General features: G+C 53.0%; 24 protein-coding genes. 6 read left to right on the top strand and 18 right to left on the bottom strand.

All coding sequences use genetic code 11. The features are described from left to right. Positions 1–44: 44 nt before the first annotated feature. Genes cbiD through hemW form a run of 9 tightly spaced genes read right to left on the bottom strand, consistent with a single transcriptional unit; the run spans position 45 to position 8,809 of the window. Positions 45–1,211 carry a cobalt-precorrin-5B (C(1))-methyltransferase CbiD gene (cbiD, locus tag KJB30_RS05225; RefSeq protein WP_214296889.1) on the bottom strand — a complete coding sequence of 389 codons (1,167 nt, stop codon included), beginning with the start codon at positions 1,209–1,211 and terminating at the stop codon, positions 45–47. After that, positions 1,208–2,116: an AEC family transporter gene (locus KJB30_RS05220; RefSeq protein ID WP_214296888.1), complete on the bottom strand. Its 909-nt coding sequence runs from the start codon at positions 2,114–2,116 to the stop codon at positions 1,208–1,210. Before KJB30_RS05220 ends, cbiD begins: the two co-directional genes overlap by 4 nt. Positions 2,117–2,127: 11 nt before the next feature. Beyond that, on the bottom strand, positions 2,128–2,763 hold the full coding sequence (locus KJB30_RS05215; RefSeq protein WP_214296887.1) for a precorrin-8X methylmutase: 636 nt from the start codon (positions 2,761–2,763) through the stop codon (positions 2,128–2,130). Then, positions 2,763–3,146, bottom strand: coding sequence for a sirohydrochlorin chelatase (locus tag KJB30_RS05210; protein WP_214296886.1), 384 nt, complete (start codon positions 3,144–3,146; stop codon positions 2,763–2,765). Before KJB30_RS05210 ends, KJB30_RS05215 begins: the two co-directional genes overlap by 1 nt. A 3-nt stretch (positions 3,147–3,149) precedes the next feature. Continuing rightward, positions 3,150–5,057 (bottom strand): NADH-quinone oxidoreductase subunit NuoG, encoded by a 1,908-nt coding sequence (gene nuoG, locus KJB30_RS05205; RefSeq protein WP_214296885.1) that lies wholly within the window; start codon positions 5,055–5,057, stop codon positions 3,150–3,152. A 27-nt stretch (positions 5,058–5,084) separates the two neighbouring features. Further along, positions 5,085–5,879 carry an alpha/beta hydrolase family protein gene (locus KJB30_RS05200; protein ID WP_214296884.1) on the bottom strand — a complete coding sequence of 265 codons (795 nt, stop codon included), beginning with the start codon at positions 5,877–5,879 and terminating at the stop codon, positions 5,085–5,087. Next, entirely contained in the window at positions 5,879–7,156 is a 1,278-nt protein-coding gene (gene nuoF / locus KJB30_RS05195; RefSeq protein ID WP_214296883.1) for an NADH-quinone oxidoreductase subunit NuoF, read from the bottom strand. The genes KJB30_RS05200 and nuoF overlap by 1 nt, the downstream gene beginning before the upstream one ends. Further along, complete coding sequence (nuoE, locus tag KJB30_RS05190) at positions 7,157–7,618, bottom strand: NADH-quinone oxidoreductase subunit NuoE (RefSeq protein ID WP_214296882.1); 462 nt, start codon at positions 7,616–7,618, stop codon at positions 7,157–7,159. Positions 7,619–7,660: 42 nt separating this feature from the next. Then, positions 7,661–8,809, bottom strand: coding sequence for a radical SAM family heme chaperone HemW (hemW, locus tag KJB30_RS05185; protein ID WP_214296881.1), 1,149 nt, complete (start codon positions 8,807–8,809; stop codon positions 7,661–7,663). Between the two features lie 70 nt (positions 8,810–8,879). On the opposite strand from hemW, the gene KJB30_RS05180 reads away from it, so the two are divergent. The 6 genes from KJB30_RS05180 to KJB30_RS05155 all read left to right on the top strand — a co-directional run bounded on the left by KJB30_RS05180 (position 8,880) and on the right by KJB30_RS05155 (position 13,653). Next, positions 8,880–9,188, top strand: a complete 309-nt coding sequence (locus KJB30_RS05180) for a c-type cytochrome (RefSeq protein ID WP_214296880.1) — start codon at positions 8,880–8,882, stop codon at positions 9,186–9,188. Between the two features lie 80 nt (positions 9,189–9,268). Next, a complete protein-coding gene (locus KJB30_RS05175) occupies positions 9,269–9,556 on the top strand; it encodes a DUF507 family protein (protein ID WP_214296879.1) in 288 nt (95 codons plus the stop codon). 151 nt (positions 9,557–9,707) lie between these two features. Further along, positions 9,708–9,968 carry a DUF507 family protein gene (locus tag KJB30_RS05170; protein WP_214296878.1) on the top strand — a complete coding sequence of 87 codons (261 nt, stop codon included), beginning with the start codon at positions 9,708–9,710 and terminating at the stop codon, positions 9,966–9,968. 14 nt (positions 9,969–9,982) lie between these two features. Then, entirely contained in the window at positions 9,983–10,501 is a 519-nt protein-coding gene (locus tag KJB30_RS05165) for a hypothetical protein (RefSeq protein ID WP_214296877.1), read from the top strand. 40 nt (positions 10,502–10,541) lie between these two features. Next, the gene (locus KJB30_RS05160; RefSeq protein WP_214296876.1) at positions 10,542–11,438 is read left to right on the top strand and encodes an ATP-binding protein; all 897 of its coding nucleotides are present in this window, start codon (positions 10,542–10,544) and stop codon (positions 11,436–11,438) included. A 121-nt stretch (positions 11,439–11,559) separates the two neighbouring features. Further along, positions 11,560–13,653, top strand: a complete 2,094-nt coding sequence (locus KJB30_RS05155; RefSeq protein WP_214296875.1) for a lytic transglycosylase domain-containing protein — start codon at positions 11,560–11,562, stop codon at positions 13,651–13,653. Between the two features lie 17 nt (positions 13,654–13,670). Here KJB30_RS05155 and KJB30_RS05150 read toward each other — a convergent pair whose 3' ends face one another. The 9 genes from KJB30_RS05150 to KJB30_RS05110 all read right to left on the bottom strand — a co-directional run bounded on the left by KJB30_RS05150 (position 13,671) and on the right by KJB30_RS05110 (position 25,092). Continuing rightward, positions 13,671–15,740, bottom strand: coding sequence for an LPS-assembly protein LptD (locus KJB30_RS05150; RefSeq protein ID WP_214296874.1), 2,070 nt, complete (start codon positions 15,738–15,740; stop codon positions 13,671–13,673). A 4-nt stretch (positions 15,741–15,744) separates the two neighbouring features. Then, complete coding sequence (locus tag KJB30_RS05145) at positions 15,745–17,022, bottom strand: bifunctional folylpolyglutamate synthase/dihydrofolate synthase (RefSeq protein ID WP_214296873.1); 1,278 nt, start codon at positions 17,020–17,022, stop codon at positions 15,745–15,747. 1 nt (position 17,023) lies between these two features. Next, positions 17,024–17,878, bottom strand: a complete 855-nt coding sequence (gene accD, locus KJB30_RS05140; RefSeq protein ID WP_214296872.1) for an acetyl-CoA carboxylase, carboxyltransferase subunit beta — start codon at positions 17,876–17,878, stop codon at positions 17,024–17,026. Positions 17,879–17,961: 83 nt separating this feature from the next. Continuing rightward, a complete protein-coding gene (gene trpA / locus KJB30_RS05135; RefSeq protein ID WP_214296871.1) occupies positions 17,962–18,765 on the bottom strand; it encodes a tryptophan synthase subunit alpha in 804 nt (267 codons plus the stop codon). A gap of 53 nt (positions 18,766–18,818) precedes the next feature. After that, on the bottom strand, positions 18,819–20,975 hold the full coding sequence (locus KJB30_RS05130; RefSeq protein WP_367618928.1) for a methyl-accepting chemotaxis protein: 2,157 nt from the start codon (positions 20,973–20,975) through the stop codon (positions 18,819–18,821). A 337-nt stretch (positions 20,976–21,312) separates the two neighbouring features. Further along, positions 21,313–21,804, bottom strand: coding sequence for a transglycosylase SLT domain-containing protein (locus tag KJB30_RS05125; RefSeq protein WP_281415505.1), 492 nt, complete (start codon positions 21,802–21,804; stop codon positions 21,313–21,315). Between the two features lie 394 nt (positions 21,805–22,198). Then, positions 22,199–23,254, bottom strand: coding sequence for a cytochrome d ubiquinol oxidase subunit II (gene cydB, locus KJB30_RS05120; RefSeq protein WP_214296868.1), 1,056 nt, complete (start codon positions 23,252–23,254; stop codon positions 22,199–22,201). A 3-nt stretch (positions 23,255–23,257) separates the two neighbouring features. After that, complete coding sequence (locus tag KJB30_RS05115) at positions 23,258–24,604, bottom strand: cytochrome ubiquinol oxidase subunit I (protein WP_214296867.1); 1,347 nt, start codon at positions 24,602–24,604, stop codon at positions 23,258–23,260. Positions 24,605–24,687: 83 nt separating this feature from the next. Beyond that, positions 24,688–25,092: an RrF2 family transcriptional regulator gene (locus KJB30_RS05110; RefSeq protein ID WP_214296866.1), complete on the bottom strand. Its 405-nt coding sequence runs from the start codon at positions 25,090–25,092 to the stop codon at positions 24,688–24,690. Positions 25,093–25,117 lie beyond the last annotated feature (25 nt).

The following is a 25,117-nucleotide window of genomic DNA, read 5'->3' as shown; positions in this document are numbered from 1 at the left end:
ATCGTGGTGAAATTAACATAATGATCATGAAATACAAATTATTTTCAGGGGGATTGTTCCGATGAAGCGGCGATAGATCCATCATAGGCGCAGACCCAAAAACAGGCAGCAATGCCAGAGGCATGCCGGGAAGCCTCCTGTTCCGCCACCCGGATGATCAGCGCCGTGAGCGCAGGATCGTAGTTGCTGGAAATGGCGACCTCCCGTGCCGTATTGGCTGTGCTGATTATGTCGATGAGGTGCGGTGAGAGGGATGCCGCGGTCGCCCACTTTCGAAGGGTTTGCAAATCAAGCTCCGATGCTGCGGCATGGGTATTGGGATGGCCGCAGGCGATTTTGAGCAGCTTTGCAAACTGGCAGGCAATGATGGGATGGTTGAATCCACGCTTCCGACAGGCTTGCAAGGCATAGGCAACATGATCGCCCATCATGATATAGGCCTCTTCGGTAAGGGCTGGGACGTGGGGCGTGGGACCCGGGACCGGTAAAATCATTCTGTTGTCCCCGATCCTCTGTGCCGCCAGTTCACTGGTGCGTCCGGTGGAAAGTACTACGGTCTGACAGCCGCAGGCGCGGGCAACGTCAAGGGCGGCGTCGATCGTGTCGGTCCAGGCTTTTGCCGAGATGGGCCGAACGATTCCGGTGGTGCCGAGAATGGAGAGTCCCCCGATGATCCCCAGGCGTGAATTGAGAGTTTTCTTTGCCCGTTCTTCTCCGTCAGGAATGCTGATGACTACATTTACGGGGAGCGGGGAGCGGGTGTGGGGGGCTGGAAGCAAAGCCTCCCGTACCGCCTGCTCTATCATTCTGCGCGGTACGGGGTTAATGGCCCATTCTCCGGGGGGGACTGCAAGTCCCGGTTTGGTGACTTTGCCGATGCCGGTGCCGCCGGAAATTTCGATGGCTCCCTCCTGTTCAAGGGAAGAGGCAGGTCTGTGGGGGGGCAGTGACACGGTTGCATGCAGCTCCGCTCCGTTGGTGATGTCCGGATCGTCTCCGGCATCCTTGATTACATAGCATGAGGCGGTGTCGGAGCAGAATGTTTGGCCATGGAGCTGGAAGATAACGACATCTCCACCGGGCAGTTCAAGGGATACCTCGGCAACAGGTTCCTGCCGCAGAAGCATAAAAGTTGCGCCTTTGGCTGCTGCCGCCGCGCATGCCCCGGTAGTGTAACCGCTTCTGAGGGGTCTGGAATGTGTGGGTTTCAATGTGCCCCCGTTAGAAACATATGCCAGAAATGGAGTGTGAGAAATGAGAGCGGTATGCCGATGCCGACCGTCATGCCTACCAGAGGCGGGTCGAGTTTATGGTCGATGGCAATAATGCCGGCTGTAATCATCGGGGCCATGGCTGCCTCAAAAATGGTTACCTGTGTGACGGTGCCGCTGGCACCCAGCAGAACGACATACAACAGGTAGATCAGTGCCGGCCCCAGCAACAGTTTATAGCCCAGGCCGACAAACAGCGGTTTCAAAACAGTGCGCAGACCGCCGAACTGAAGCTGGAAACCGACCGAAACCAGAGCGAGTGGGGTAAGGGTAGCCCCGAGTTTTTCAAGTATCGTAACCCACCAGTCAGGAAAAGGAAGCGGCCTGAGCAGAAGCGCCAGCAGCAGGGCCTGAAAAGGGGGGAAGAGGATGATCTTGCGCAGCATCATACGCGGCGAGGCATTGCCGGACGAATAGATTGTAGCGACCAGGATGCCGAGCGTGGAGAGTACCATGAAGGTGCCAAGCTGATCAGCGATGATACCAATTCCCAGGAACTCTTTGCCGAAGTAGGCTTCAATCATCGGAAGACCCACAAAGGTGGTATTCCCCAGCCCTCCAACCAGAATCAGGGCGCCGACGGTCTGGGAAGGCAGCTTGAGAAGCTTTCCCCCCATATGGAAAAAAGGCCACGACATCCCGAACAGCAGCCAGGCCATAGCTGCTGTCAGGACCAGTGAACCGTCCGCTTTGAGGTTGTGAATGTGCAGGATTGCCAGAGCCGGAAGGGAAATGTGGATGATAAACCCGTTAAGTGCGGCAGGTGTGTTGGTCGGAAAGCGCCCGGTGCACCTGAGCCCGATCCCTGCCAGCAGGCAGACTGCCAGAAGAATTATATTGGCCATGGAATCGGGTGTCAGTCTTGTTTGGCCAGGATCGCCAAAGCATTCACAATGGCGGCTGCGACGTTGGAGCCCCCCTTGCGGCCAACATTGGTGATATAGGGAATGCCGAGCTGTGATGCAGCCAGATCCCGCTTGCTCTCCTCGGCCCCTACAAAGCCGACGGGCATACCGATGATCAGGGCCGGAGAGGCCTGCTTGAGCTGTGTCAGACGCAGCAGTTCGAAGAGTGCTGTGGGGGCATTGCCGATTACGAAGATTCGATTGTTCGGGTTGCGTATGGCCTTGCGCATGGCGGTTACCGAGCGGGTCACTCCCTCGCGTTGGGCCAGGGCGCGCACATCAGAATCCCCTATGTGACAGAGGATCTGACAGCCGAAAGGGAGCAGGCGGGGCTTGCCGATGCCTGCCAGTGCCATATTGGTGTCAGTGTAGATTCCGGCGCCGTCTCTGATGGCGGCAACTGCCTGAGGCACCGCTTTTTCAGAAAACAGCATGTTGCGGGCATAGTCAAAGTCGGCACTGGTGTGGATCACACGACGGACCACCTGCCACTCCGCATCGGGCCAGTCGTGATCGCCGACCTCTCTGTCAATGATGCGAAAAGATTCGCTCTCGATTTCTTCGGGTTTCATGGTCAATGATTCCATCAGCTCCACCCTAGACGGTTCAGCGCCTCGTTTATTCTCTCAGCCTCTATTTCGGCCAGTTTGCGGTGTGCCCCCAGATGTTCTCCCATTTCCATGATCAAGCCGGGATGCCGCTTGCGGGCTTCCGTAATTTCCTCCGGCAGGTCGTGCTGAACATGAGCCCCCATAAAGAGGAAGTAGGGCATCAGCAGGATGCGCTGAACCCCGCGGGCGACGCAGGCATCGATGCCCTGCTGGATATTGGGCTCATGCAGCTCGCGGAACGATACTTCAATGATCTCGATACCGGTGATTTCCTGAACCATCCTTGCCACCTCGCGGGCGGCGTCATTGGCATTGGCCACACGGCTGCCGTGGGCCATCATTAAAATTGCAGTTTTCACTCATCAATTCCTTTCGTGTAGTACTGATAGTCCACCTTGTTCAGGGTCTAATTGTTTCAGCCGCTCCCAATGCCCTGAGAGCGGAGCATCTAAAGATTGTGCACCCATGCGCGACATGAGCAGTTCGATCCACTGCCAGGCCGGAGTCGGTTCACTGCCTGGAGCCGTTTTTCTGAACCCATGCGGCGGATGCAGTTCCGGAGTAAGTCCTTTGATCGGTAACCCCGGATGCATGACCTGCTTGAACCGCTGGGCACGACCTTCATTATTGATGAAGGTGCCATCCATCTCCACCCAGGCGGTGGTGGGCAGGACGATCTCCGCGCGTTCAACCAGTGCAGTCGCTCGCCAATCAGCGGTTGCCAGCACCTGTATGTTATCCGGAAGATCGTCAGCCAGATCAGTCTCGAAGGCAACGACTCCCTTAATTGTACCAGCGGCCAGGGCCTCTGCAAGGGATGCGGCACCCTGCTCAGCGGCCAATTCGGCACAACCGAAGGCATTGGGGCCATTCAGGAGAAAGGCAAATTTTGCAGGCGGCGTGATCTGGAGCGCTTCCAGCCCAGCTTCATTGGTGCCGCAGATCAGCACCGGTCGGGCTGCCTCTGCCAGCGGCAGACTGGCAACTGAATCCGCATGGCTGGACTCATACAAGGGAGAAATTCCGGTGTCTCCGGCCTCGCTCCGGCCGCTTTCGACACGGAATACCCGTGCCCCTTTTCTCCATGCCTGGCGTATCGCAAGGGCCATCATGGGGGACTGTTCGGAAGGATCGCAACCGATGATTGCTACCAGATCAGCACCGCGCACATCGGCCAGTGATGCCGAGGTGTCGCGGGTCAGACGACCGGTTGCTTCCAATGTTCGCCTGTTCAGCTCAGTATCCTCGAAATAGCTGAGTGTGCCGGCTTTGAGAAAATCCCGCAGGCGGGCGGCCATTATGTTCCCTTCCATGCTCATGCGGGGTGAACCGACAATGGCCAGGGATTCAGGGCCATGAATCTCCAGAAATTTCTGCAGCCGCTCAGCCAGCGTATCCAGGGCTTTATTCCAATCGACCTCCTGACCGTCCACCAGCGGCTGGCGGGGCCTTTCCGGGGTATTCACCGCAGCATTTGAAAAACGTCCCCGGTCACATATGAACCAGCCGTTTATCGCATCATTGCGGCGGGCCATGACCTTGAGCAGCTCGCGGTAGCGAGCGGCCGGAATGGTATTGCACCCAAGTGAACAGTGGGGGCAGACCGAGGGAGCCATGTCGTAGTCCCAGTAGCGTGCGCGGAAGCGGGCGGTCTTGTCGGTGAAAACTCCCGTGGGGCAGATGTCCACGAGGTTGCCTGAAAAGGGGGATTCCAGCTGGCCATCCTGCTGGCGTCCAAAATAGATCATGGCCGCTCTGCCCATGGTGCCGAAATCGGTGCCCCCGGCATATTCCTGGTAGAAACGTGCGCAGCGGTAGCACTGGATGCAGCGGTTCATCTCGTGCTCGATGTACGGCCCGAGGTACTGGTTTATGTACGTGCGCTTGCGACCGTCATAGCGGCGGATGGAGTGTCCGCCGGCAATGGTAAAGTCCTGCAGCTGGCATTCGCCACCCTCATCGCAGACCGGGCAGTCGTGGGGATGATTGATCATCAGCCACTCGATCACACTTCTGCGCAGGGCCACCGCCTCCTCGTCACCGGTGGAGACGACCATGCCATCCTGGGCCGGCAGCATGCAGGACATCTGCACCCCCTTGGGGGTACCTTCGAGGATTTTGACGGCGCAAACCCGGCACGCACCTGCTTTGCCCAAGGCGGGATGCCAGCAGAAATGCGGAATAACGATCCCGACGCTGCGAGCCGCCTCCAGCACGTTGGTTCCTTCCGGCACTTCCACTGCTATGGTATCGATGATCAGTTTTGGCATAGGGTCTTATCCTGTTTCCAGGTCTGTTTATTCAATTTTGTCAGGTATCTTCCGGCCGTTGATCCAGTCGATAATTACCCGCATGACCTTGTCTTCGATACCGAAGAAACCGTGGGTACTCAGGTTGTCGCAGGGGAGTGTCATGGGGGTTGCGCCGCCGGAAACCTCAACGAAATCAACCTTCGTATGGAGTCGCAGTGCATCCCGGGTCTTCATCGCTTCGCTGAAAGCGCTGACCCTGCATTGATCCTCCCGGTTATGTATCATGAGCACCGGCAGCCTGACCTTTTCCAACGGCAGCCAACGCATGAATTCATCATAATCCAGTGATGATGTTAGAATCACCCCCGTGAGATGAATGTCGTGCAGGCGTCCTGCCAGTGCGGTGGCTGAGATTGTGCCCCGGCTGTTGCCCACCAGGAAAATTTTATGGTATCCCTGTGCTGCCAGGTACGCAGCCAGTTTTCCAACGTCATCTGCATGTTCCATGGATTCCCTGAAGCCGCTGCTCATGCCGTTGGGGCGGTCTGAAGGGGGCGATACAATGGCTAAAGCAAATCCCTGGCTCGATAACTCCTGGGCGCTGCGTACCAGAAAATTCCATCCCTGTACCGCACCATCATCCAGCAGCCTGTAGGCACGGGTGCCATTTCCTCCGGGAAAGAGGATCAAAGCTGTCTTGCCGGCATTTTCCCCGGGCGACATGAAGAGGAATTCCAGAGTGACACCAGGGCGAGTAGGAATACTGCGCACTTCGGTAAGGGCATTGGCGTGGGATGACAGGCTCAACAGGGCAATAATCAGCAGCAGGAAGCGGTTCATCAGTGTGACCTGCTTCCCTTGAAAGGGCATTTGCCTTTGGCGATATGCTCATCGAGCTCATCCCCGAACAGTCGCAGCAATCCCTCTACCGGCCCCATGGCCCCGGGAGCCAGGGCGCAGAAGGCATAGTTGAGACGCTGAACATGTTCCCGCAGAATATCGATATCTTCCGGCCTGCCCAGTCCATCTTCGATCCGCTCCAGAATGTGCTGCACAAAAGGGAGTCCTTCCCGGCACGGGGTACACCAGCCGCATGATTCCCGGGCGAAGAAACGGATCAGATTGAGGGTCGCACCGACCATGCAGGTATTCTGGTCAAAGACGACAATGCCGCCGGTGCCGAGACGTGAACCTGCCTTGGCCACCGCATCGAAATCCATCGCTACCTGCCAGTGATCACTGGTGAAATAGGGAGTGGAGGCGCCGCCGGGAATGCAGGCCTTGAAGCTGCTGCCGGGGCGCATGCCGCCACAGGGGCCGTCGATGATTTCCCCAAGGGTGATGCCCAAAGGCAGTTCGATGCATTCGGTTTTCTGTACATGGCCGCTGATGCAGAACAGTTTGGTGCCGGCAGCTTCGGGGATGGCGGCCAGTCCCTTCCACCAGGCCGGGCCGCGTTCGATAATGGCCGGAATGTTGGCCAGGGTTTCCACATTGTTGACTACCGTCGGCTGCCCCCACAATCCTTTTATGGCCGGAAACGGCGGCTTGGCACGCGGGTTTGCCCGTAGTCCTTCCAGGGCGTTCATCAGTGCTGTTTCCTCACCGCATATGTAACGTCCTGCTGACTGGTGCAGATCCAGCTCCAGGCTGAAACCACCGGCCAGTATGTTTGATCCCAGTAAACCTGCTCTACGGGCTTCATCAATGGCTTGGCGCAGGTTGTGGGCTGCCTGTTCATAGCCGCGGCGGATGAATATAAAAGCATGATTTACCTGCAAGGCATAGGCGGCCAGGGCCATTCCCTCCACCAGCAGATAAGGGTTTTTCTCCAGCAGCACACGATCCTTGTAGGTGCCGGGCTCCATCTCGTCGCAGTTGCAGATCAGATAGCGCGGCCCCGGCAGGTCGCGGGGGACGAAGGACCATTTCTTTCCTGTGGGGAAACCGGCCCCACCGCGGCCGCGCAGACCCGAATCGATGACCGCCTGCTGTACCTCGTCGGGAGACATGGCGCGTACCGCTTTAGCCCATGCTTCAAAGCCACCTTCCAGGCGGTATTCTTCAAGGCTGACCATGCGGTCCGGGTGGTTATGTCTGAAGAGCACCTGTTCCATCTAGCGACGTCCCACCAGGTCAAGGGCCTGTTGAACTGTAATCGGCCCATGAAGTTGTTCTCCGATCATGATAGCCGGGGCGTTGCCGCAGTTGCCCAGGCAGGAGCAGGGAAGCAGGGTCACCGCACCATCGCCGGTGGTCCCGCCGGCTGATATTTCAAGATGATGTTCCAGCTGTTGCAGCAGGGTCTCGCCCCCCATCGACCAGCATGAGATGGAGTCGCACACGTGGATCACCTTTGGCCCCACTGGGCGGCGGTAGATCATTTCATAAAAAGTGGCCAGTTCCTCCACCTGAAGCGGAGAGAGCCCCAGCAGCTCGGCAGCTTCGGTCACCGCTTCATCTGTCATCCAGCCGTAGTGACTCTGGAGCCGCTTCATAACCCCCACGGCGGCTTCGCGTCGGGTGACGGCGTGGGCGATGCTGGACTGTAATTCGGTTTTGAGCGGTTCAGGAATCATAAGCTCCCATTATAGATGCTTTGAACGGTGAGGCAAGACCAATCATGGCAGAAACCGGGAGAAGACCTGGTTGGAGAGCAGCATGCCGCGCAGGGTGAGCTTGATGCTCGTTTTATCGACGGTCAGGAGTCCTGCCCTGGAAAGCAGATCGAAGGTTGCGGCATAGATCTTCAGAGGTGAGCAGCCGAAGTTGCTTTCAAACTCCCGAAACTCGATTCCTTCTTTGAGGCGCAGCCCGAGGTACATGAACTCCGCCATGGCCTCTTCACGTGAAAGGCTGATGGTGTCGTGGTGTGGCAGGATTCCGCCGTTGATGGCGGTAGTATATTCATCCAGGTCCGAGGTCGTGCTGAATCTGACATCGCAGGTTTCATCCCGCAGCAATGAGTGGGCGGCAATTCCGAGTCCCAGGTAGCCGTCCCGCTTCCAGTAGCCGCTGTTGTGTCTGCTGCGAAAGCCATGTCGGGCGTAATTGGCAATTTCATAATGTTCATACCCGGCTGCGGTAAGCAGGGTATCGGCGGTTTCGAACATGGCGGCCGACAGATCTTCGTCAGCCAGCAGTGGACTTTCCTCCGTGTATCTCAGGGCAAAGGGGGTACCCTCCTCTATGGTCAGACCATAGATAGAGATGTGATCTGTTTCGCATTGAAGAGCGCGGGCAAGGTCACTGCGCCACATGTCAAGAGTCTGGCCGGGAAGGGAGTGAATGAGATCTATACCAAGATTGTCGAAACCTGCCATGCGAGCAGCTGAGACTGTATTCACTACCTGCTGTTCAGTGTGGATACGTCCCAGGCGGGAAAGCAGTTGATTATCAAAGGATTGAACGCCAAGAGAAAGGCGGTTTATGCCTGCTGCATGAAAATCCGCCAGGCGTTGGGCATCCACGGTGCCCGGATTAGCTTCAAGGGTTATCTCTGGTCGAGCCTTCCATTTGAACAGGAGAGAGGATTGTTCCAAAAGGCGGGCAATCTGGTGCGGAGAGAGCTGCGAAGGCGTGCCCCCCCCAAAATAGATCGAATCAATTCCATCCCCCGCGCCATATGTCGCCCGAACAAGACGCATTTCTTCCAGAAGAGTGACCACGTAGTCCTCGATGGAATGCTGATTCGCCTGCATGGAAACAAAGGAACAGTAGTCACATTTGCGTTGGCAGAAGGGTATGTGGAGGTATAGGCGGGTGAACATAATGGATTGCAATTTTAAACGAAATAAGTAGAATAAATCCACTTATAAACCACCTTGAGGAGTCATGGAAATGAAACGAGCTATTACCCTTATCGCTGCATTTGCTGCAGTGGCGTTACTAACAGTGGCTGCCCAGGCTGAAAACAAAGGGGAGCAGGTTTTTAACCAAAAATGTGCCATGTGTCATGCGGTCAAAGGTAAAGGGGGCAAAATAGGCCCGGAACTGACCAAGATTTCTGCACGACTGGGCGAAAAGGATCTCAGGGCAAAGCTTGAAAATCCTAAAAAAGCCAACCCGGCTACTTCCATGCCGGCATTCAAAAATCTTCCAAAAGCTGATTTGGATCTCCTGATCGGATACCTCAAAACACTCCGCTAGATTTTTTCAAAGGGCCTCCCCAGGCCCTTTTTCTTTAATACGCGGTCCGCCGCCTGAATGTTTCCAACACAAAGGTTTCCATGCGATTGAAAGAAGAGCAGATACGCCGCCTGGCTGAGAAGATATATGCCGATCTTATCGGGGATGGCTTGATCGTGCCGCGCCGTGAGAAGTCGCTGGCGGTGGAGGGCATCGTGAAAGCGATCCAGCATGATATCAGCCGTGATCAGACCCTGGAGAAGGATGCCGAGCGGATGCTGGATGAGACGATTGCCGCCATGGGACGTGGCGGCGCTGACATTGATCGGCGCAAGATGCTGCGCATGATTAAGGAAAAGCTGGCCAAGGATCGCAAGATCGTTCTCTAGCAGGTTGTTGAAAAACAGCCATCTCGCCGCCGTCCTCGAAAGCCACCTTGTGCGGCGTAGCGCTGCTACGCCTCCGCGGGGCATTCTCCGGTTGCGACGATCTGACCATTTTTGAACAACCTGAGTTGCACCAGCCTGTTAGGAGGAAGAGATGCAGTTTTCCGAAGATCGTATATCCAACCTGTCGCATGAAATCATGAAACGCCTGTGGAGTGATGATCTGGCGGATGTTACCGATGAAGGTAGGGCGCTGGCCCGCGTTAAGCAATCATTGACCGCATTCTTTCAGGTCGCGGATGAGGTTGATGATGCCGTGCGCGCCAAACTCCGAAACAGGGCTCAGGGTAGCCGGGACTATGAGGTCCTCTACCAGAAGTTCTATCAGGAAGAACTTGTCCGGCGGAAACTGTGACGGGGGGAGTCCGCATGGTTGCTGTCATGTTGCTGGCTCTGGCTGTACTGGCCGGCTGCAGTGGCGCAAATACCAAAATCTCCGGAAGCTTCAACACCCAAAAAGACTACGAAGCTGTCTACGTTGTTCCCTTTGACACTACCCTTGTACCCCCTGAAATCGGTGAGCCGGTGTTTAACGAGTTTGTTGACCGTCTTAATGACCAGCGCAGGAAGACCCGCATCTCCAAATTTGTGATCCTCAAGGAAGAACTCAAGGAGGTCGAGCCTGCCTGGCTTGTGAAACAGACCTACATCTCCGGTGATCTCTGGGGTTATGTTGAGAGTAGCGGGTGCTGTTCCACGGAGATGAAGATGAAATCCCGCCTGTACCTGTATGAGCCGGGCAAGAACGAGCCTTCGGTGCAGGTATCCATTCAGGAAAATGATTTTTTTGAGCATGACCGCGTGGCTGTGTCAGCCGGAAAAGAACGCATGAGCAAGAAACTGGCCCGCTCACTGGCGGATGCCATCATTACGAAGCTGTCACCGTAAGCCCTTCAACCACTGCTTTGACAATCTCAAAGAGAAATTGATGTTTGATCCCGATCTGACAGCCCAGCTTAAACGCGTGTTGACCTCCATGGAACAGATCCTGCCTCGACCGGTACCGGTTCTCGACTGGAATTCAACTGTTGCGGCCAACTGGCGGAAACATTCGTTTGCAGGATATCTAGAGGCGCTGGATGATGTTGAGCGGATCGGCCTGGACGATCTTCTGGGAATAGACGAGCAGAAGTGGGTCGTTGAAGAGAATACCCAACAGTTTCTGAACGGCCTGCCGGCAAACAACGTGCTCTTGTGGGGTACTCGGGGGACCGGGAAGTCATCTCTGGTGCGCGCCATCCTCAACAACTACTCTGCCCAGGGGTTGCGTGTAGTCCAGGTTGACAAGGAGGATCTGGTAAACCTTCCGGATATCGTTGATGCCATCAAGACCCAACCCTACCGCTTCATCATCTTCTCTGACGATGTCTCTTTTGAAGTAGGCGAATCAAGCTATAAAATGCTGAAGAGCGCTCTTGATGGTTCAGTGTATGCTCCGCCGGAAAATGCCTTGATTTACGTTACCTCGAATCGCCGTCATCTGCTGCCCGAGTATGAAACTGATAACCGGGGAGCGATGCTGGTAAAGAACGAAATCCATCACGGCGAAGCTGTTGAAGAAAAGATATCTCTGTCCGGCCGATTTGGTCTGTGGGTCGGATTTCACCCATTCAGCCAGGCTCAATACCTGGAGGTGGTACGCCAATGGGTTGGAAAGTTGGGAGCAAAGGCTGGAACAACAATTGAATGGAATGAGGAAGGAGAGCAGGCAGCCATCCTTTGGTCCCAGCAGAAAGGCGACAGTAGTGGTCGCATCGCCTACCAGTTTGCAAACTACTGGGTGGGCAGCCAACTTCTGGCTTTCAGGAAAAGCGGCAAGAGTTAAGCAATATGAACAAGTCTGGAAATCATATTAGCTATAGCATGCTGCTCAGGCATGTTATGTGAACTATCCATTTTCGGTCAGAGGCAAAAGCTTCTGACTTTTTTACTGAAGAAAGGTCATCATGTCTCACTTTACCCGTAGATCGCTTGTTTTCGCCCTGAGTGGAATGTCGCTCGTATCACTGCTCGGTCTTTCATCATATGCCGACGATCTTTTTTCACAGGCTGTGACACAGTTTCGTGAAAAGGATTACAAAGAAAGCTTCACAATTGCCAAAAAGAGCTCTGAGTCTCCGCAACGCAGCTTTTTGCTGGGGGTTAACGCCCTGCGGTTGGGGAATTATGAAGAAGCTGTTGCCCTCCTGTCGGAGGCTGAAACCAGACTTCCGCTGGTTGGCGATTATGCTGCCCTATATCAGGCCGAGGCACTGCTGAAGCTGAGAAAATTTGGTCTGGCCGCTACCAAGGCAGGTGCAATTTCTAAAGCGTATCCAGCATCAACCTTGATTCGCAAGGCGGAAAAGCTGTACGTGGACAGCATTATCGCATCTGGTGATTACAAGCTGGCACTTACCGCATGCGATAATTTTATTGAAAAATATCCTTCCGGCAGTGATTCGGTGGAAGTCTTGTTCCTATCAGCGCGTTGTCGTGAGGAGTTAGGTAATAAATTGGGAGCAGCACAGATCTACCGCGGTATTTGGCTGGATAACCCCCGGACTCAGCAGTCTCAAAATTCGCAGGAGCGGCTCAAGGAACTTGAACAGGCAGGGATAAAAACGGCACCTTATACAGCAGAGGAATTGGTACGCCGTGCTTCTTCGCTGTTCAGTCAGAATGATTTTTCCTCATCCTTGCAGGCGCTTCAGTCAATTCCGTTGGAGGGTCTGCCGGATGGCATGATTTCTCGTATCAATCTGCGAATCGGAATTACCCAATATCGTCTGCGGCGTTACAAAAATGCCCAGGAGACGCTGACAAAAGCTGCCACCAGTGTGGTTCCCGCCATACGTTCCGAGGCCCGTTTCTGGAATGCCAAAGCCATTGAGCGGCAGGATCAGCAAGAATCCGCTTTTGCACTGTACATGGAGTTGGTTGCGGAAGGAAAGAAACAGGAATTCGCGGCAGATGCCCTGGTTGAGGCGGCCGGTCTGCTTCGGGGGCAGGGTAAGTACGGCGAAGCCGCACGTCTTTTTGAACAGGTTATCTCAGGTTTTCCGGAATCCAGGTTCATGACCCGCTCCGCATGGGATGCTGCCTGGTGCCACTATCTTGCAGGTGAGAATACACTTGCAGCCGAATCTTTTAAAAGATTGCTGAAGAATGAAGGGGTGCGCGAAAAGGCACTCTACTGGTTGGCTCGGACACTTGAAAAGGGTGGCAATGCGGATGCTGTCGAATATTACCGCGCATTACAGGATGAGTTTCCTGCCGGCTTCTATGCAACGTGGTATCGAGAACAGAAGGGGATCAAGGATTGTCGCGAACAGATTGCACAGGGGAAAAGACCTGTTGTACCGGTGCTGCCTGCTGCTTTTGATAAACCACGTCTGTTGGCTTCTCTGGGGATGGTGGATGAAGCCCGCCGCGAGATGACGGCAGCTCGAAAAAAAATAGGATACAAAAAAGCCCTTGTGCCGGCTCTTGCCCAGTTCTACCGGGAGATTGGCGATTTTGGCGCAGTAATTTCTCTTTTCCAACAAAATGTTCAGCCAAAATGGGAAAAGGATAGTCTACCGCTCTGGAGCGCGGGTTATCCTCTGGCTTTTAATGATTTCGTTTCCCAGCACACCGCTGCAAACACACTCTCCGAATCATTGATCTATGCGCTTATCAGGGCTGAGAGCTGCTTTTCTCCCACCGTAAAATCCCCTGTGGGGGCCGTTGGTCTTATGCAGCTCATGCCTGCCACAGCCAAGGGAGTGGCCCAGGAAAAGGGCACTTTCGATCCGGCCAGGCTGACAACACCGGAATACAATATAAAACTGGGGACAAAGCATTTTCGGGATCTGTTGAAGGGGTATGATGGGGATGTGGTTTATTCGGTTGCAGCTTACAATGCCGGATCATCGGCAGTGGCTCGCTGGAAAAAGAATCTGAAGGGATTGCAAAAGGATGAGTTTATCGAAAGCATCCCCTATCAGGAGACGCGTGATTACGTCAAGAAGGTCTATGCTTCGGCTGCTACATATCGGCAGTTGTACGGATTGAAGTAGCGGAGAGAAAAAATAGTTTATTTGAAGCTGTTGTCGGTCAATCCCGCAAGATTGAAATTGACGTTAAAGGAATGGTTGCCGGGGCGTTCGTGGTAGGCGAAATTAACGCTCCAGCATTGGTGACGATACTCGGCCGAGTACACGGTCTCTAGAAAACCACTGCGGTCGAAAGAATAACGGGCTGTGTAGCCGAGGGTCCAAGGATTGAGTAGTTTGGTCGAGAGTCGGCCCTCGAAATACTCTACGAAATTACGCGACAATCGATAGCTTGCTGCGACACTGTTTCCCATTTTATCATCCAGTTCAACACCTGGAGTAGCGCTGGAGACGCGGTTGTCGTAGACATTGTAACGCGCGTCGAAGGTAAGTCGTGCTTGGGGGTGAAGCCACGTTTCCGATTCCAGGATCACATCTGTCAAGGGGCGCTGGTCGTCGACCATGGTCAGCAAGTCACGACGTGACCCTTCCATGCTGTAGCCCTGCAGTAATCTTAGCCGGGATATATCCCGGTACTCCATTGAACTTCCTGCCTCAAACTTTCCTCCAAGCAGACTAGTGACACCATAGTAAATTGTATTCTGGTGGAGCGGGCGGTCATAGAAATCGTAAAACGGAAGTCGTGACTGATCCCGTTCCGGTGCATAGCTGTATGAAATTTCCGGGATGATTTCGTGGCGCAGTTTTTTAAGGTTGCCGCCTTGAATACCATAGACCTTGCTCAGAGAAGAGGAGAGGGTTGCACCCAATTCCGGTTGAAAAAGGCTTTCATTGCTATTTAGATTGCTTCCCGCCGGGATGTTCGACGTGTTGTATGCCTGCATGCGCATGCCTGCATATGCCGAAGCGTGCAGATATTTTCCGGTACCGGTAACTGCGGTGACACGGGGAAAAACATAGAGCCGTTGCCCGGTGGTGCCTGTCTCGCGGTAGAAATTACTGGCTGTTGCATCCATATCAAAATAAAAGGGGGACGATAGCAGTTGCTGTCTGACTGCAGCCAGCCCGATTTCCGGCAAGGTCTGCAGGGTTTCTGTGTTTGTGGTAGCGTAATAGTTTTCTGTGTAGCGCAGGTTGGCGGTCAGAGCATAGTGTTGCCATGTTTTAAGCGCGTTGACGGTGGTGTCGCTGGATTGACGATTGTATTCACCATTTAACTCGCCAAAGTCTTGCAGAAAATTACGGTCGCTGGTCAGGTTGACGTTCATGCGCAGGTTCAGATCAGGCGAGTGTACTTCCTTATGATTCTGCACAACCTGACCACGCCAGCGACCCTGAGGGGAATCATAAATCAGGTACCCCCCGAAGATCCCTTCACTGCCGCGTTTGCGTGCATAGCGGTAGTCAAGGCCGGTGCCGACACCCCGTTTTGACTGAATATCCAGGTTAAACAGGGCATCCTGGTTGGGGGCTATGACCAGATAAAACGGAATGTTGATTTTTGCGCCGCGGGTTTTTGAATAACCGATATCAGGAATAAGCAGGCCGGATTTGCGCTCCCTTACTATAGGGAAGGCCATCCAGGGAAGGTAGAGCACCGGCACGTCCTTAACGTAGAAGATCAGATTTCTGCCGATTGCATATCCCTCGGGATTGACATCAAGGCTTTCGGCGCCAAATTTCCAGCTCGGGGTGGGGGCATTGCAGGTGGTTAGTTCGGAACCGTTTAATTTAAATGTGCCATCGGCGTTTCTGGTGATTTTGCTGCCACTGATCATGGCATTCGACAACCCTATACTTCCAGTGGCGTTGTTTACGTCGCCCTGGCCGGTTTGGAAATTAAAAAGTGCGCTGCTCCCCCGCAGCACATTCTCCCCCTTGGTCATAATCACGTTGCCCGTTGCTATGAGCACGCCCTTGGCGCGAATATAAGAAGCCTTTTCAGCCGTAAGCCGATTCCCTTCCCACGTTACCTCGACATTGCCATCGGCTGTAACGATATCCTCTGTTTGGTCGTGGTTTATGCTGTCAGCTTTGACTGAAATATCTTTCCCCGTGGCAGGGGAGTTTTCCGCATTGGAAGAATTTATCGGCAGCAGGATAAGGCAGGCAAGAAATACCAGAAGCCGCAGCAAAATTATGAATGGCATGTTCCTAACCCCGTACTCCCACAAATTGTATGCCCTGTAACCATGATTTGGCTTCGCCCACGGTAAATAATGAGCCGCACACTACGATCAGGTCGCCAGGACCTGCCTCTTTGCGGGCAGCTGTGATGCCTTCGGCCACTGAACTGAAACCTATGGCTGTAACTCCATCTAGCATGAGTTCTGCGGCAAGAACGGTTCCATCCAGGGCGCGTTCAATAGTAGGGGTTACGCAGTAACATGTGAATGCCAGGGAAATCAGCGGCGCTAGTATTGAGTGGCGGTCCTTGTCCGCCATGATGCCGATAACCAGCAGTAGCCGGTTGTAGCGGTAGTCAGCCAGCGAAGTGGCCAGGGCTGCGGCGCCTGCCGGATTATGGGCACCATCCAGCAGCAGGGGAGGGTTGCCGGGAACCAGTTCCATGCGTCCCGGCCAGTGCGCGGCAGCAAGACCCTGTCGAAGTGCATGATTTCCAGTAACAACGCCTGCTGTTTCAAGGAGTTCGGCGGCCGCCAGGGCCAAAGCGGCATTGTCTGCCTGATATCGGCCTGAAATCCCTGGGGTAAGACTCGGGAGATGAACGTTGAGGCCTCGGTATGTCAGTGTGCCGTCACTCTCCCAGGCGGCGGAAAAGTCCTTTCCAGCAAACATGCAGCGTGAAGCCATATGACGGCAGTGGGAATACAGGAAATTTAACACTGCAGGAGTCTGGTGGCCCAGGATTGCCAGCGACCCTTGTTCGATAATGCCCGCTTTTTCCTCTGCAATTTTTTCTTCAGTTGTTCCCAGATAATCGCAATGATCCAGCGAGATTGGGGTGACTATTGTCATAATGCCGGGGAGCGCAGCGGTGGCGTCGGAGCGTCCGCCCATGCCGGCTTCCATGACAGCCACTTCAACACCCTGCTCGGCAAAGGCAAATGCTCCCAGAGCGGTAACTATCTCGAAAAAAGTGGCCTCAGCTGGGGTATTGGACAGGACTTTTTCCAGCATATGCGTGAGCCGTTCTTCATCGACTTCATGGTCATTGATGCGAAAACGCTCGTTGAAGTTGATCAGGTGGGGAGAGGTGAACAGCGCGGTACGATGACCTGCTGCAGTCAGAATTGAAGAAAGAAAGGCGGAAGTTGATCCTTTTCCATTGGTGCCGACAACATGGATGCTCTTGAATGTGCGCTCGGGATTGCCCAGGCGGTCGAGCAGGAGACGTATCCTGTCGACGCCGGGACGGATGCCGAATCGCCGGCGAGCATAGAGTTTCTCCAGCATGTCGGACAAGGGCATTTCAGATAGCAGGGGAGTGAAGCATTTTAAGAATGGAGGCTAGCTTGGCACGCATTTCGGTACGTGGGATGATGATATCAACCATGCCATGATCCAGCAGATATTCAGCGCGCTGGAATCCCTCGGGAAGCTTCTGACGGATAGTCTGCTCAATGACTCGCGGACCGGCAAAACCAATTAAAGCCTTTGGCTCGGCAATGTTAAGGTCGCCCAGCATGGCAAAACTTGCCGTAACCCCGCCGGTGGTAGGATCGGTCAGAATGGAGATGAAGGGCAGGCCAGCTTCTTTTAATTTGGCTAGTGCAGCTGATGTCTTTGCCATCTGCATCAGAGAGAGAATGCTCTCCTGCATGCGTGCTCCACCAGAGGCAGAAATTATTATTGCCGGCTGGCGCAGGTGGAGGGCGCGTTCAATGGAACGGGTGATTTTTTCACCCACAACGCTCCCCATGCTGCCGCCCATGAAAGAAAAGTCGAAGATGGAAACCTGAACGTTCACGCCTTCGATTGCACCCTGGACGCAGATGACGGCATCTTTTGAGCCACCTTTGGCAACAGCAGCATTAATACGCTCCTGGTAACTTTTGGCATCCTTGAATTCCAAAAAGTCAACCGAAGTAATGCCTGCATCAAATTCTTGCCAGGTGGCTCCATCCAGGAGAGCTTCCAGTCGGCGCCGGGCGGCGATCCGGTAGTGGTGGCCACACTTGGGGCAGACATTCAAGTTTGCATCTATTTCTGTAGCAAGAAGGGTTTCAGAACATCCTGGACATTTGGTCCACATTCCCTCAGGGACTCTACTCTTTTTTGCCACTGATTTTTCTATGCCTGCTTTTTCCTTGTTGAACCAGCTCATGGAGAACCTCGAAATCTTTTAAGTTAAACAGAAAGAATTTTATCGAAAATGAAAGGGTTTGGTAACAGATATACCAGGCAGTGTCAAGTGAGTTGGCTCGACAGGGCTTGCTTGAGGGACTTGACAAAGTTGCCTGCTTCCCGTTCCAGTTCTTTTCCGGTGTACTGTTGGAAAAGTTTGACAATTGCACTGCCGACTACGACGCCGTCAGCCAGGGCAGCCACACTGGCGGCCTGTTCCGGTGTTGATATGCCGAACCCGGCCACAACAGGAATGCTGATGCTGTCACGTACTCGTAATAACTCGGCTTCAATGCTGCTGGATACTTCCTGGCGAGCCCCTGTTACCCCGGTAACAGTTACATAATATACGAAACCTCTGCCTAACCTGGCAACAGTAGCGATACGTGCAGCGTTAGACGTTGGTGTCAGCAGGAAGATTACCTGCAGTTCATGGGTGGTGGCAAATTCAAGAAATTGCGTTGATTCTTCAGGTGGCATATCCACCAACAGGACGCCATCAACCCCGGCATCAACGGCATCCCGGCAGAACCGCTCATAGCCATAGGCATGAATCGGATTCAGATAGCCCATCAAAATGATCGGGATGGAGGAACTGCGGCGTACCGAGCGTACTGTGTCAAGGGTTCTGCTCAGCGTGGTGCCGGCGGCCAGTGCCCGCTCGGAGGAGAGCTGTATGGTTGGTCCATCGGCCATGGGATCGGAGAAAGGCATGCCTAGTTCGATGACATCCGCCCCGGCTTCTTCCAATACATGAATCATTGTTTCAGTGGTGGCCAGATCAGGATCACCGGCAGTAATAAAGGTTACAAGTGCCTTACTATTCTGCTGTTTCAATGTTTCGAAACGCTGTATGAGTCTGTTCATGATGTTATGTCCAGGTAGTGGGGATGAAAGCAGATCTGCAGAGGTATGACCGATTAGATTTTGAATCCTGCCATTTCTTTTTCAAGCAGGTCGATTTGTTTGGAAAGACCTGCAACAGAGCTTTCCATAACTCTGGTTGTTTCTGTGTTGGCAGTGGATGATGCCTGTATATTAGAAACAGCCTTGGAGATCATGGCGGAGCTTTGTACCTGGGATCGACAGGCATCGCGGAATTGTTCAATCATAGCGGTCACATCTTCGGTTGCATGGGCAATCAAGCCACTGGTACGGCTCTGTTCCCGGGTGGAAAGGCGCACGTGAAGAGTAAGGTCTTTCATTCGCTCGACTGCTTTGGCTATCAGTTCACTGGTGCTGGTATGTTCGGAAGCAGAATTGGCAATCTGTTCGACCATCTCAGCAACACTTTCCATGGCTTCCTTGATGCTGCGGCTACCATGAGCCTGTTCTACACTGGCGCGGGCAATTTCATGGATCTGAACGCTGGCTTTCTTCACGCCAGCAACAATTTTCTCCAGAGCAGCACCCGAACGTTGGGACAGTTTCTCTCCCTCGGTGATACTTTCTTCAGCCAGATTAATGGCATCCACCGCACGGCCGGTCTCTTCCTGGACCCCGTGAATTACTGTGGCTATTTCCCGTGTGGAGCTGCTGGTGCGCTCGGTCAGTTCCCTGATCTCGTCGGCGACCACTGCGAATCCCTTACCATGTTCACCCGCCTGGGCAGCAATGATGGTCGCATTGAGTGCCAGGAGATTGGTTTGCTCGGCCACTTCGTCGATAACCGAAAGAATGGCTCCGATATCCGTGGCGCGTAGTGAGAGGTTTTCGATAACTTCAGCGGTAATGCGTGAAGCATCACGTATTGCCTGCATGCCGGCAATGGCTTCTTCAACGGCCTGTTTTCCTGTCTCGGCGTCGTGTTTGACTCCTTCGGAAATGGCGGAGGTGTCCATGGCATTTTTTTCTACCTGCCGGATGGTGGCGTCCATTTCGGCGATGGAAGAGGCCGTAGTATTGGAGGCGTCCAGCAGGTTGACGATACTGGAACCAATTTCCTTTATTGAGGAGGTCATCTGCAGGATCGATGAGCTGACTTCATCGACAGATTCACTGAGCTTGTCTGCGCTGATGGCAACTTCTTCGATACTGGCTGCCATTTCAAGGCTGGAAGAGGAGGTTTCAGCCGCTGAAGTGGAAAGTTTGTCTACCCCTTCTGATACCTCATTGATAGATTCTTCAATATCTTCTACAGCTTGCGAGGTTTCCTTGATAGCATTTTCCTGCATGTGAGCAGATTTGACCATCTGGCGTGAGGCCTTTTCAATGCTATGGTCAATGGTGGTGAGTACACCGCTTGCTGAACTGATCCGCGACACCATGCTGTGGAGATTTTCCGCCATGGTGTTCATGGCAGCAGCCAATTCAGCTGCTTCGCCACCTCCAGTAACCTTGAGCCTGGCATCCAGTTTACCGCCCGCCACCCCTTGGGCAAATTCCAGGCAGGCCCGCATGGGGCGGGTAGTGTAGATAGTAATCAGGTAAGACAAAAGGGCGATCATGCCGATAATCATGGAGGTCACCAGCCCTGCAAACATGCTTTTGCTTCTGATGCCTGCAGCAACCTGTTCCTCGGTTTTGGTTACATCTTTGCGGATAAGATCGACCATCAAGGCTACTGACTTGATGAAGGTTTCGAAGCGCTGCGTCTGAACGCCGTTTATCAGGGAGGTGGTTCTGGCAATGTCTCCCTTTAAAGCGGCTGGCAAAATTTCCTTCTGCAATGTCTTCTGGTACTCTTTCCAGATTGTTTCAGCCTTGTTAATGGCTGCACGTTTTTCTTCCGATTCAACAGACTCAAGCACAATTCCGAAATTAAGCTCAATGTCATTCATTAAGTTAGTGATGGCAACTTCATTGCGATGAATCTCTGCGGAATCGGTTTTGTTCAGAAATGTCTTCATCTCGCCATGGATTTGGTAAAGGTCTGCTTTAAGCAGCGCAGTACTTTCCAGTGCGTCTTTATTTCTTTGAATAGATTTGTACGCAGGTCCGCCGATGCGGGCTTCGTTCAGGAGGAACATACTCATGATGGTTACAACCAGGATGCCGCAGATGGCCGCTAAAGAGAGTAGCACCATTTTGGTGCGCAGGGTAAGGCTACTGGTGTATGGAGACGAAACATTTTTCACAAAACATCTCCCTTGAGAGAATGAGGCTCTTCGCATAAGTTATTGTCAATAGACGTAAATGGCGCAAACTATAACAGAGCGGCAGCTTTGTTATCAAGTAAAAAGACCCGCCAGAAGTTGTAGTAAACGGTTCGGAAATGAATGGAGACGGTTGATGCAGAGGGGAGGATGCATATGGTTGGGAAGTAACAAAGTTGCTGGTTTGTGTTCAGCATGTACAGCAGTGTCCCCGTGGAGTGTTGATAGCGTGGGAACTTCAGTTGACAGGGATAGAAATGAGTGATGTTGACCTTTGGGTGATATGGTTGTAGTGCGTCAATATCCTTACCCGCATGCATCAGCGGGTAAGAATACCGGTTTCTCCCATGGCCAGACGTTCGGTCTGTTTCTCCAGCACAACCAGCATTTCCTGACGAATTCGTTTCACTTTCTTTAGATAAAAATCTGCCTGAGGGCCCTGACCACAATAGAGCTTTTTAGCGCGCTCAAGATTCCCCTGAGCCATCTCAAGTTTGCTATACAGCTCGCGTACCGCGGCTTCAGCGCATTTTTCATCATTTTTCATGTCTTGGGGGCTGTAGCCATGGCTTTTGGCGCGGCTCGGCATGAGTTGCCAGACTCCGAGAGCGCCTTTGGATGAAATGGCGGCTGCCGAAAGTCGGTGACCACCTGTTTCTGCCAGTGCAATTTCAGCCAGATCAAAAGGGAGGAACGGGGTGCCGAGGGTTTTGGTGAAACAGAGAGCCGCCAGTTGACGGGCTCGCTCCATGGTGGTGAAGCGTTGGAAGGATGCTTCAATGGCCGCCACCTGACGTTTGCGTTCAGTCATGGAAACACCTTTTTCAAGTATTCCCCTGATTTCTCGGTCAAGTGGTGAATCCACTGTCACGGTTGCTGCTATGGGCTGCTCAGTCATCTTTACGGTTGAGGGTGTATTCTCACAAGCGGTCAGAAGGAGCAGGCATGACAAACAAATTAGATTTTTTTTCATAATAATAGAGGGTCGGTTGTATCGGCTTTGCCGGACCGGCGCGAGCGCCTAAGCGGGGATTCAGAGGAATCCGGCTGAAACTCCTTTCATTCGTTTATGCCCCTGAAATGCCAAAGTCCCGGTTGTCCGAGACTTTGGAAGGGCTTGTTTATGTACGTACTCTTATACTTTACTTGTTGTATTTGTCAAGTAATTCAAGTGAAAATATTATAATAACATAGAGTTAACTAATTTAATATGCTTCAGAATCACCCAGCACGTCTTCATTTGTAATCCTGGACCGGAAGATTCTATACACCCAGATCTTGTACGCTATGACAATCGGGACAAAGATCAGGGCTACCACTGTCATTATCCTGAGGGTGTACAGGCTTGAAGACGAATTGTAGATAGTGAGATTAGAACCGGCATCTATGCTGGAAGGGATTAAATTGGGGAAAAGCCCGGCTACGCCGGTAAAGCAGACAAAGGCAATCGTAAGGCAGGAGAAGGTGAAGGCCCTGTGTAATCTGCCGGTGGAAGCGCTTACTTTCAACATGAGCAGCGATCCCACGGCGATAAGAGGGATTGCCAGTAGTGCTGCAGAGTTAAGATAATTGTCATACAGTTTGGTGGCGGGATAGGTATAGGCCAGGAAGGCCACGGCGACCACCAGTAGAGGCAACCACAGTCTGGACGCCATAGCAGCGGCCCTGTCCGATAGTTCCCCGGTGGTTTTGATTGCGGCATAGAGCGAACCATGAACGGCAAACAGCATCACGAACAGCACACCTGTCAGCAGGCCGTAAGGATTGAGCAGGGAGAGCAGCCCCCCTTCATAGGCGAAGGTTGCGGTAGTAAAGTCGTTCCTCATCGGAATGCCTTCGAAGATGTTGCCGAAGGCAACTCCGAACAGAAGTGCCGGCAAAAAGCTGGAAATGGTGATGGCAGTGTCCCAGCCCGCTCTCCATGGTGCGCCATCTATCTTGCCGCGGAACTCGAACGACACTCCGCGTACAATTAGAGCAAAGAGCAGCAGCAGCAAGGCTGTGTACAGATTGCTGAACATGAGTGCATATGTGGTGGGGAACGCCGCGAAAGTAGCCCCGCCAGCTGTAACCAACCAGACCTCGTTGCCATCCCACACCGGTCCGACCGTATTGATCAAGACACGTTTCTCTGTGTCATTCTTTGCCAGGAACCTTGACATAAAGCCCAGTCCCAGGACAAAACCGTCCAGCATGAAGTAGACTCCCCAAAGAAAACCCCACAGGATGAACCAGGTAATCTGAAATATGGACAGTTCCATGTGTTATGCCCTCCCCTGCAGGTGGATAAGTTCGGAGATATCCGTTTCCGGCCCTTTACGTGCATATTTGAACAGTAGATAGATGTCGATGATACCGAGCGTGGTGTACAGCAGCGTGAAGCCCGCCAGGGATACCGCCACTTGAATGCCGGAGACATTCCTGGAGACGGCATCGCTTGTTTTCAGCACTCCGTAAACAATCCAGGGCTGGCGACCTACTTCCGCTACGACCCATCCAAGCTGGTTGGCAATGTAGGGAAGCGGTATGGAAAACACGAGCAGCTTCAAAAACAGACGCTGCGATTCTATGTTTCCTTTAAATGATAAGAAAACTGCCAGCAGGCTTGCCAGGATGAAGAAAGTACCGAGTCCAACCATGGTGCGAAAGCTGGCAAAAACGGGCAGGACAGGGGGGCGTTCGTCTTTTGGAATGTCTTTGAGTCCTTTGATCTCTGCATTGGGGTCGTGAAAGGCCAGCATACTGATCATGTTGGGCACGCAGAATTTTTCCACCAGGTTGCACTCTGCCGTCACATCAGGCAGCAGGAGCAAATTCATTCCCACACCTTTTTTTGTTTCCCATATGGATTCCATGGCAGCAAATTTGGCCGGCTGGGTTCGTGCTACTTCAACTGAATGCATATCACCGAGTAAAGCTACCAGGATGGCTGCTACGAGCCCGAAGATTGCAGCCTGACGGAAAGAGCGCTTGAAAAGATCGATTTCATTCTTGCGCAGAAGGTGCCAGGCGGAAATCCCCATCACAAAGAAGGCTGCAACTGTGTATCCCGAAAGCAACTGGTGGCCGAATTTTATCAAACCATAGGGATTGGTAAGCACAGCCAGGAAGTCAACCATTTCAGCACGATTGTTGCGCAGCACGAAGCCGACCGGGTGCTGCATCCAGCCATTGGCAAGCAGGATTACAAGGCCCGAAAGATTGGTGGCTATTGCCACCAGCCAGATGCTGATAGCATGGACTCTTTTGGAAACCTTGTTCCAGCCGAAGATCCACAGGCCGATGAATACTGATTCCAGAAAAAAAGCTACCGTGGCTTCAATTGCAAGTGGCGCCCCGAAAATATCACCAACATAACGCGAGTACTCGGCCCAGTTCATGCCGAACTGGAACTCCATCGTAATTCCGGTAACGACCCCCAGTGCGAAATTGATCAGAAACAACTTTCCCCAAAATTTGGTCATTCGCAGCCACATCTCGTCTCCGGTCATGACATATCTGGTTTCCATCCAGGCGATCATGACTGAAATTCCCAGGGTGAGAGGCACGAAAATGAAGTGAAACATGCAGGTCACGGCGAATTGAATACGACTGAGCATCAGTGCATCCATATGTCCTCCTTTTGGTTAAAATTTTTTGCTAACAATGTTTTAAAGAGACTAAATTGGTCTTAAATGGAGACAAATTTTTTTTGCTATTGGCCTGACAATTCTTTGAGGGTAATGCCGTTCAAGAGATCACGTACCTGATCCTGAACTTTTAGCCAGACAGGGTGAACAGTACATGCGTTGCTGCGGTCACACTCTCCGGCACCGGTGACACAACGATTGGGTATGATGGGGCCTTCAACTGCCTCTACTACTTCCAGCAACGTGATTTTGTCCGATGTGCGTCCCAGAATAAAACCACCACCGGTACCGCGGTAAGATCTGACCAGGCCTATTTTGCTGAATTGCTGGAATATTTTGGCAAGAAAGGTTTGAGGAACATCAACGGCTTTTGCAATTTCGCTGAGAAGACACACCTGGTCCGCGGGGCGTGAAGCCAAGTATACGATACCTCGTATTGCATATTCACCCTTGCGGGTCAGTTCCATCATGAAAACCCCTAAAAGACCAATTAAG

Origin of the sequence: Pelotalea chapellei (assembly GCF_018531195.1) — a bacterium.
Classification (GTDB): domain Bacteria; phylum Desulfobacterota; class Desulfuromonadia; order Geobacterales; family Pseudopelobacteraceae; genus Pelotalea; species Pelotalea chapellei.
This window is presented reverse-complemented; position numbering and strand designations above follow the sequence as displayed.